We start from the raw sequence: 2,894 nt of genomic DNA, 5'->3' as shown, positions 1-2,894 counted from the left end.
CCCGAGCCGCAGCCCAGATCAAGGATGCGGCGGGGTTTGCGGTAGGCGACCATTTCCAGCGCGCGCAGGCAACCGCGCGTGGAGCCATGCTCCCCCGAACCGAAGGCCACCCCCGCATCCAGCGTGATGGTGATGCGCTGCGGGCGGCCCGTGCGTTCCAGATGCGTGCCACGGATGGCGAAGCGCCGGCCCGCAAGCTGTTCGGGAAAGGATTCGTAAGTACGGGCCAGCCACCCTTCCGACTCCGTGTGGCTGCGCTCCAGTTCCGCATCGACGCCACTGGTCAGCGCCGCAAGGATCAGGGCCGCGCGCAGTTCGTCCTCGCCGCTGCCGGTGTCCTTGACCCCCTCCACGCGCCACAGCGTCTGGCTGTCGTCCACCTCGAAAATGCCGATGGTGGCGCAGACGGTGGACAGGGCGGATTCATAGGGTTCGACCGCATCAGGCGGGACAGTGACCGATATGGTTTCCAGTTCTGTGGCGTGACGCCGGGGGGAAAGGCTCATTTATACCTGCTCAACAAATGTATCGATCACCCGCTTGGGGCCTGCTTTTTCAAACGCGATTTCCAGCCGGTTGCCCTCGACCGCGGTAATGGTGCCGTAGCCGAATTTCTGGTGGAACACACGTACCCCCACCTCCATGCCCGGCGTGGTGGTGGCCGGTGGCGTGACATCATGCACGCGGCGGCTGGCGACCAGCGGGAAGGGCGTGCCGCCAAACACGGCGGGGCGACCGAGGAAGCTGCGCCGGCTGTTGGATGTATCGCCCATGGTTTCGATATGTTCGGCGGGCAGTTCCTCGATAAAGCGGCTGGGAATGGCGGACTGCCAGCTTCCATAGATCATCCGGTTGCCCGCATGGCTTATGATGGCCCTGCGCCGCGCGCGCGTGATGCCGACATAGGCAAGGCGGCGCTCTTCCTCCAGCCCCTTCAGCCCGCCCTCATCAAGCGTGCGCTGGGAGGGGAAGACCCCTTCCTCCCATCCGGGCAGGAACACGGTGTCGAATTCCAGCCCCTTCGCGCCGTGCAGCGTCATGATGCTCAGGCTGTCCTGACCGGCCCTGTCCTCCGTATCCATGACAAGGGCGACATGTTCCAGAAACCCGCTGAGGTTTTCATAATCCGCAAGCGAGCGGACGAGTTCCTTCAGGTTTTCCAGCCTGCCCGGCGCATCGGGGGATTTGTCGGCCTTCCACATGCCCACATAGCCGGAGTCTTCAAGCAGGTGGTCGATGGCGACGACATGCCCCTCGCGCTCCAGCATGGCGCGCGTGGTGGCCAGCGTGTGCATGAGCGCGGTCAACTGCTCCTTCGCCCGGCCCTTGATCTCACCCATGGCCAGCAGGTCCAGCACGGCGGCGGTCAGCGGGAGTTCACGCGCGCGGGCGTGCATGTGCATTTTCTGCAATCCCGCCGTGCCGACACCCCGGCGCGGCACGTTGATGATCCGCTCGAAGGCCAGATCGTCCGATGGCTGGTTGACCACGCGCATATAGGCGATGGCGTCCCGGATCTCGGCGCGTTCGTAAAACCGCAGCCCGCCCACCACGCGATAGGGCAGGCCGAGGGTGATCAGCCGTTCCTCGAACGCGCGGGTCTGGAAGCCCGCGCGCACCAGTATGGCGATCTCGGCCATGGCGTGACCATCGCCGCGCAGGCGTTCGATCTCGCTGCCGACCATGCGGGCCTCGTCATCCGAATCCTGCACGGAAATGACGCGCACCTTCTCGCCTTCGGCATCCTCGCGCCCCGGGTGCAGCGTCTTGCCCAGCCGTCCCTCGTTATGGGCGATCAGGCCGGAAGCGGCCCCCAGTATCTGCCGGGTGGAACGGTAATTACGCTCCAGCCGCACCACCCGCGCGCCGGGAAAGTCGCGTTCGAAGCGCAGGATGTTTTCCACCTCCGCCCCGCGCCATGAATAGATCGACTGGTCATCATCCCCCACGCAGCAGATGTTGGCGGGCTGTCCCTGCCGGTGGGCCAGCAGCCGCAGCCACAGGTACTGGATGGTGTTGGTGTCCTGATATTCATCCACCAGGATATAGCGGAAGAAACGGTGATACTGCGCCAGCACATCGGGGTGGCGGCGCATGATTTCCGTCATGTGCAGCATGAGATCGCCAAAATCACATGCGTTGATCTGTTTCAGCCGGGACTGGTAGTCGGCATAGATTTCCGCGCAGCGCCCGTTGGCGAAATCCGTATCCTCCGCCGCCGTGATGGAATCGGGGACCAGCCCCCGATCCTTCCACCGCTGGATCACCCCCAGAATCGCCTGTGGCGGCCAGCGCTTGGTGTCGATGCGGTAAGGTTCGAGCACCTGCTTGAGCAGGCGGAGCTGGTCATCGGTATCAAGGATGGTGAAGCTGCTGGTCAGCCCGACATATTCCGCATGGCGGCGCAGCATGCGCGCGCACAGGGCATGGAACGTGCCCAGCCACAGCCCCTCCGCCGGGGCGCCCAGCAGCGCGCCGACACGTTCGCGCATTTCGCGCGCGGCCTTGTTGGTGAAGGTCACGGCGAGTATCTGGTTCGGGCGCGCGCGGCCCGACAGCAGGATATGCGCGAACCGCGTGGTCAGCACCCGCGTCTTGCCCGTGCCCGCGCCGGCAAGGACCAGCAGCGGGCCATCCGTGGTTTCGATGGCGTCCCGCTGTTCGGGATTGAGGCGGCTGAGGTAATCCGGCTCCGGGCCGGTGGGAATAAGGCTGTCCATCACGCTACCTTCTATACCAATCCCGCTGCGGGGGAACCAATGCTATCACTTATGGCCATGATGGATGGCGTCGGGGGAAATATGCGTCATGACGGGCATGCGGCGTGAAGGGCGCCGTGGCGACGGGACCGGGGGGCCATCGGGCGCGCATGCGCAGGCGCATCCGCATGGCGG

General features: G+C 65.0%; 2 protein-coding genes. Both read right to left on the bottom strand.

The window, feature by feature from the left end:
* A partial coding sequence (locus JCM25156_RS12785; protein WP_025813377.1) for a 50S ribosomal protein L11 methyltransferase occupies positions 1–506 on the bottom strand: 506 nt, incomplete at its 3' end.
* Positions 507–2,720 (bottom strand): ATP-dependent helicase, encoded by a 2,214-nt coding sequence (locus JCM25156_RS12780; RefSeq protein ID WP_025813376.1) that lies wholly within the window; start codon positions 2,718–2,720, stop codon positions 507–509.
* Positions 2,721–2,894 lie beyond the last annotated feature (174 nt).

It is taken from the genome of Komagataeibacter kakiaceti JCM 25156 (genome assembly GCF_000613305.1).
This window is presented reverse-complemented; position numbering and strand designations above follow the sequence as displayed.